This window comes from Bifidobacterium amazonense (genome assembly GCF_018555435.2).
GTDB classification, from domain to species: domain Bacteria; phylum Actinomycetota; class Actinomycetes; order Actinomycetales; family Bifidobacteriaceae; genus Bifidobacterium; species Bifidobacterium amazonense.
This window is the reverse complement of record NZ_JAFEJT020000099.1, coordinates 1-5,972: the sequence shown is the minus strand read 5'-3', so window position 1 is coordinate 5,972 and position 5,972 is coordinate 1. Positions and strand designations below refer to the sequence as shown.

Annotated in this window: 5 protein-coding genes; 4 read left to right on the top strand and 1 reads right to left on the bottom strand. The window is 66.2% G+C overall.

Features of this window, described 5'->3' with window-relative positions; all coding sequences use genetic code 11:
* Positions 1–64 precede the first annotated feature (64 nt).
* Positions 65–1,138 carry a PfkB family carbohydrate kinase gene (locus tag JS533_RS13250; RefSeq protein ID WP_241515251.1) on the bottom strand — a complete coding sequence of 358 codons (1,074 nt, stop codon included), beginning with the start codon at positions 1,136–1,138 and terminating at the stop codon, positions 65–67.
* 324 nt (positions 1,139–1,462) lie between these two features.
* Between JS533_RS13250 and rpmB the strand changes: the two genes are divergently transcribed.
* The 4 genes from rpmB to JS533_RS13230 all read left to right on the top strand — a co-directional run bounded on the left by rpmB (position 1,463) and on the right by JS533_RS13230 (position 5,875).
* Positions 1,463–1,657 carry a 50S ribosomal protein L28 gene (gene rpmB / locus JS533_RS13245; RefSeq protein WP_163232444.1) on the top strand — a complete coding sequence of 65 codons (195 nt, stop codon included), beginning with the start codon at positions 1,463–1,465 and terminating at the stop codon, positions 1,655–1,657.
* Between the two features lie 285 nt (positions 1,658–1,942).
* Complete coding sequence (locus tag JS533_RS13240; protein WP_241515250.1) at positions 1,943–4,435, top strand: ATP-dependent DNA helicase RecG; 2,493 nt, start codon at positions 1,943–1,945, stop codon at positions 4,433–4,435.
* Positions 4,436–4,490: 55 nt separating this feature from the next.
* Positions 4,491–5,132 (top strand): 16S rRNA (guanine(966)-N(2))-methyltransferase RsmD, encoded by a 642-nt coding sequence (rsmD, locus tag JS533_RS13235; protein WP_241515248.1) that lies wholly within the window; start codon positions 4,491–4,493, stop codon positions 5,130–5,132.
* A 140-nt stretch (positions 5,133–5,272) separates the two neighbouring features.
* Positions 5,273–5,875 (top strand): nitroreductase family protein, encoded by a 603-nt coding sequence (locus tag JS533_RS13230; RefSeq protein WP_241515246.1) that lies wholly within the window; start codon positions 5,273–5,275, stop codon positions 5,873–5,875.
* Positions 5,876–5,972: the final 97 nt, after the last annotated feature.

Sequence of the window (5,972 nt, the reverse complement as noted above, 5' to 3'; positions counted from 1 at the left end):
AGCCTCTCGATCGTCAAACTGCGACCGAGAGGCCCATGGTTCATCCGACCGACAGTGTCCTATGTCAGGCCGAAGTCTGCGCCGCATCCTCCGCCGCATCGATCTTCGCGATGGTCTCCTCGTACGTCGGGCAATTCGGCACGCCGTTGACCGAACGCTGGATCGCGAGCGACGAGGCGGCGTTCGCGATGCGCACCGCGTCGACCAGCGACCATCCGCGGGCCAGCATCGCGCACATCGTGCCGGTATGCGTGGCACCGGCCGAACGTGTGTGCGTCGCCTTGGTCGGATAGCCGTCCACATGCACGACCTCGCCGCCCGGAGTACGCACCCAGGCGCCGCGCGAACCGGCACGCACCACGAGCGGGGCGCGCAGCGTCTCGCCGAGCGAACGGCACAGTTCGGCCATCGCGCGATCGAAGCCTCCGCCGACGGTCAGGGCCACGTCCTCGTCGCGTGCAATGCCGAGCCGGTCGGCCAGCGTGTTCGCCTCCTGCCGGTTGCACGACCAGATCGGGCGCGCCAGCACGAGATCCTCGAGCAGATGGTCGTTGACCAGCGACAGCGTGTTCGTCGGGTTGAGCACGATCCGGTACGCGCGCGAGGCCGGATCGGCGCCGGCGCGCTGCATGAACTCGTCGATGCCGGCCGCCGTGTGGTCCATCAGCGTGTTGCCGCTGATGTGCACCACGTCGCCGGCCTCCGGCTCCACGCAGTCGAACGTCGTCTCGTCGCCCTGCGCCTCCGCGCCGTACGTGGCGATGTACGTCTTGCGGCGGTCCTCGTCGGACAGCACGAGCCGGAATCCGGAATCGGCGTCGATGCGGTCCTGTCCGATGTGCTCGATGCCGTCGTCGGCGAGCGTCTGCCGCACGATCGTGGCCCACGGTCCGGTGCCGATGACGCCCGCATGCTCGGCCTTGACGCCCATGCGGCTCGCCGCCTGCAGCACGCGGTAGCTGCCGCCCACGGTGGCTGTGGTGTGGTCGGATACGGCGAATCCGCCGGTCTTCGGCACGCCGTCGACGTCCATCATGATGTCGATCCACACGTGTCCGAGCGAGATCACCGCGTGGGCCGGCGCGTCCGGCTGCTCCTCAAGATGGTGGGAGAAACGCTCCCCGATACGACTGAGCATGGCATCCTCCTTGATTTTCCGCGATCGTACATCCCTTTGTGCGACCCAACCGTTGTGAATGTTGTACGGCAAGTTTATGGACGTTTCCTGAAAGCGGCAATAGTCATCGGGGATGATTGTGCGTGGATCGCAGGGGTCCGCGCCGGTTTTCCGCCGTTTCGAGACGCGTGGACGCCGTTTCGACGGGCTTGTGATACACGCTGATGTTGCATTGTCCGGGATGGCGCTGTATATTGGGGAAGTTGTGTGTTCGACCGCGCCGCAAATGCATGGTGTGGACGGCACAAGACTTGCAAGTCAAAAGAACATTATAGGGAGTCCATTATGGCAGCTCGTTGCGCAGTGTGCGGCAAGGGACCGCAGACCGGTTACACCGTTTCGCATTCGCATATCCGCAATAAGCGCACCTTCCGTCCGAACCTGCAGCCGGTTCGCACCACCGTTGACGGCCAGAACGTCCGTCTGCGCGTGTGCGTCAAGTGCCTCAAGGCTGGCAAGGTTCAGCGTGTGGCCGCGTGAATCGCGAGATAGCAAGCTTAAACCCCGGTAGTCGCAAGACCGCCGGGGTTTTTCATTGCCTGTACGCACGGTTGGCCAATGGCTGTGATGCGGAGCGTGACAGGGGTCGGACGGTCATACTCGGCATGGGTGTGAAATCGTTGAAAAATCAGTCTTTTGCAAACGGTGCGATGGTTTGGGATCGCTCCGTGTCGCGCTCCGCGTCACGGGATGGGGCGTATGGTGCCCCTGCGGGTGATCTTGTGTGCCGTGATTCGTCCGCTTGGGCCGACACAATGGGATGCCATGAGCATTACGTTGGATACCCCGATCGCGTCCCTGATGACGAACAAACGGCGTGTCGGCGCGCTCAAGGCGTTGGGCGTCGTCACGGTCGGCGACGCGCTGACCTACTATCCGTTCCGTGTGACCGAACCCGTGCCGCTGCGATCGTTGCGCGAGGCGCGCATCGGCGAGCCGATGGCGTTCTCCGCCGTGGTGCGCGGTCAGCGCGTGTCGCGCACGTCCGGCTACTCGTACCGGCTTGAGGTCGTCGTCGATGATTCCATATTCGCCGGCGAACGCCGTATGTCCGGTGCGGTCGCCCGGCTCGTCTACTTCTCCGGCAAGAAGCAGTTCATCGACTGGAAGGCGATGGGTCTGCGCGAAGGCGCCACGATCGTCGTCTCCGGCACCCCCAGCGAATTCAACGGGCAGCTCCAGTTCACCCATCCGGAAACGCTTACCGTCGCGCCCAACGCGAACGATCCCGACGGCGACATGTTCATTCCGGCTTCATCCTCGCTCAAATACGATGCGGACAGCGTCGAGGCCGGCCTGCGACGCGTATGCCGGCCTCGGCCCGTGTATCATGCCACGTCGCGCATCTCCAGCGAGCACATCCACGAGTCCATCCTCGGCTTCCTGCGCATGTTGGAAGGCGAGGACGGCGGCGCCACCGTCGCGGCACCGGGATCATCCGCGCATGATGGCTCCGGTTTGTCCGGCCCGTCGGCGGCCGAGTCCAGCCCGTCACCATCCACTTCCACGACCGCGGGCGCCGACGATACGACCGCACGTGCGCAACGCAACATGGTCGAGGCGACACGTCTTACCGCGGCCATCCCCGACATCCTGCCCGAACCGGTACGTGCGGCCCGCGGACTCATGCACCGCGCCGAGGCGTTCGCCGCCATCCACGATCCGCAGTCCACCGCCGACTTCAGGCGCGGCATTGACACCATGCGCTACGAGGAGGCGTTCATCTGCCAGGCCGCCCTGCTCGACGCGCGTCGTCACGCGCACCACGCCGACGCCGAACCCTGCCCCGACACCGCATTGCGCGATCGCTTCATCGACGCGCTGCCGTTCACGCTCACCGGCGGCCAGCGCGAAGTCATCGACGACATCGCCGCCGACATGACCCGCGACGCGCCGATGCAGCGGCTGCTGCAGGGCGAAGTCGGCTCCGGCAAGACCGTCGTCGCGCTCGCCGCCATGCTGCAGGCCGTCGGATCGGGCCGTCAGGCCGTGCTCGTCGCGCCCACGCAGGTGCTCGCCGAACAGCACGTCGCCACGATCTCCCGCATGGTCGCCGGACTGGACGGTACACCGAACGACGACGACCACAACCGCGCCGGTATCCCCGTCATCCTGCTCACCGGCGGCATGAAACTCGCCGAACGCCGCCGCGCGCTCGCCACGGCGGCCAGCGGCACGCCGTGCATCATCGTCGCCACGCACGCCGCGTTCTCCAAGACGTTCCAGGCGCCGAACCTCGCGCTCGCGGTGATCGACGAACAGCACCGCTTCGGCGTCGAGCAGCGCGAATCGCTGCGTGCCAAGGCCGACAAGGCGCCGCATCTGCTGGTCATGACGGCCACGCCGATCCCGCGTACGGCCGCGATGACCTGGTTCGGCGACCTCGACGTCTCGTGGCTGACCGAACTGCCGGGCGGACGCAAGCCGATCCGCACGTTCATCGTGCCGGAGGCCGACGTGCGCACGATGGCGAGCATGTTCGCGCACATCAGGCAACGCATCGACGCGGGGGAGCGCGCGTACGTCGTCTGCCCGCGCATCGACGCGGACGATGACGACGGCGAGTCCGGCGCGGACGGTTCCGAAACGGGCGTGTACGACATGTCCGACGAGATGGGATCGGAAGACAGGACGCCGGAACGTCCGCCACTGCATGCGGTCGCGGAGATCGCCGCGCGACTCGCCGCGCTGCCGCAGTTCGCGGGCATCGCGTTCGCGACGCTCACCGGCCGTGACGACGACGAGACGAAGGCGCGCGTGATGGCCGATTTCGCGAGCGGCAAGACGCCGATCCTCGTCGCCACGACGGTGATCGAAGTCGGCGTGGACGTGCCGGCCGCCAGCTGCATCGTGATCTTCGACGCCGACCGATACGGCTTGTCGCAGCTGCACCAGCTGCGCGGGCGCGTGGGCCGAGGCGGCACGAATTCGTGGGCGTTCCTGATCTCGCGCGCCGAGCCGGGCTCTCCGGCCGAGCAGCGTCTGCAGGTGATCCAGGGCACGCTGGACGGCTCCGAAATCGCGCAGGCCGACCTTGAATTCCGCGGCGCGGGCGATGTGCTCGGCGACGCGCAGTCCGGCGGCAAGTCGAGTCTGAAACTGCTGCGTGTGGTCAAGGACGCGGACATGATCGCCGACGCGCGCTCGCGTGCGGACGCGCTGCTCAATGCCGATCCCGACCTGTCCGGCGAAGTGCAGCTCGCCGGCGCGGTGCTCGACTTCACACGCGGCAACGAGACGTTCCTGACCTCGTCGTGACGGCTCGCGTCACCCGTGATCGCCCGCTAGATGATCACCCGCTAGAGTGGTGCGTATGCGCGTGATTTCAGGACGATTCAAGGGCGTGGCGCTCACCACGCCGAAGTCGGTTACCCGACCCACCACCGACCGTACCAAGGAGGCGATCTTCTCCCGTCTCGACTCGTGGGGCGTGCTCGACGACGCCCGCGTGCTCGACCTGTTCGCCGGCACCGGGGCGCTCGGCATCGAGGCGCTGAGCCGCGGGGCGCGCGAGCTGGTCGCCGTGGAGGCGAACGGGCCGGCCGCCGCACTGATCGCCAAGACGCTGACCGCGCTCAAGCGCAACCGGTCGTGGGAGGCCGGCATGTCGGCCCGGGTCATCAAGGCGAAGGCGGAGAAGTATGCCGCTCCGGCGGCGGGCACAGCGGGCGTCGTGAGTACCGTGGGCGCCGCCGTCGCGGGCGCGAATCCGTTTGATGTGATCTTCATCGACCCGCCCTATGCGTTCGAGACGTCGGCGTGCGAGGGGTTGCTCGCCGACCTGGCCGCCTCGGGCATGGCGGGGGAGCGGAGTCTGATCGTGCTCGAGCGTTCGGCCCGGTCCGACGAGCCCGCCGTTCCGTCCGGCTGGTCGATCACCGAGCGGCGCGACTATGGCGAGACCGCCGTTTTGTATATAGAGCCTGAAGAGTCGGAAGAGTCGGAAGAGGCATAGGAAGGGATTCCTCTCTCAGCGAAATCGGCGGGAGCGGAGTCTGATACCTCGTATCGTTGTATCTGGAAGATATATCTCGAATCGAGATATACGCAAGACGTCATTCATACAACCACATACAACACACGAAAGGACACCTCATGTCGAACTTCGTCGAGGATCTGCAGAACCGTCGTTCCCAGTACGCGCTGACCAGCGAATCCCCGATCTCCGATCAGGAGATCGTCAAGCTGGTCGAGGACGTCACCGTCGCCGTGCCGAGCGCCTTCAACTCCCAGCCGCAGCGCGCCGTCGTCCTCTTCGGCGAGGCCAACCAGAAGCTGTGGGGCATCGTCAAGGAGACCCTGCGCAAGGTCGTCAACGACGAGGAGGCCTTCAAGGCCACCGACGCCAAGATCAACGCCTTCGCCGCCGGCCACGGCACCGTCCTCTTCTACGACGACACCGACGTGACCAAGACCCTGCAGGAGAACATCCCGGCCTACGCCGCCAACTTCCCGGGCTTCGCGCGTGACGCCGCCGGCATGCTGCAGCTCGCCGTGTGGACCGCTCTGGCCGAGAAGGGCCTCGGCGCCTCCCTGCAGCACTACAACCCGCTCATCGACGAGGCCGTGACCGCCGAGTTCGGTCTGCCGGCCAGCTGGAAGCTGCAGGCCCAGATGCCGTTCGGCACCGTCGCCCAGCCCGCAGGCCCGGTCGACAAGCAGCCGGCCGACGCCCGCGTCAAGGTCTTCGGCCTGTAAATTACATTCCTTGCAGTCGAATGCGGCCGGATATGATTCGGCTCCGGGTCGGTGAACCCGGAGCCGAATTTGTGTTTGACGATCGAGAGGCTGTTTT

Coding starts and splice junctions, on each gene's coding strand:
- JS533_RS13250 (WP_241515251.1), bottom strand. CDS start 1,138: ATGCTCAGTCGTATCGGGGAGCGTTTCTCCCACCATCTTGAGGAGCAG.
- rpmB (WP_163232444.1), top strand. CDS start 1,463: ATGGCAGCTCGTTGCGCAGTGTGCGGCAAGGGACCGCAGACCGGTTAC.
- JS533_RS13240 (WP_241515250.1), top strand. CDS start 1,943: ATGAGCATTACGTTGGATACCCCGATCGCGTCCCTGATGACGAACAAA.
- rsmD (WP_241515248.1), top strand. CDS start 4,491: ATGCGCGTGATTTCAGGACGATTCAAGGGCGTGGCGCTCACCACGCCG.
- JS533_RS13230 (WP_241515246.1), top strand. CDS start 5,273: ATGTCGAACTTCGTCGAGGATCTGCAGAACCGTCGTTCCCAGTACGCG.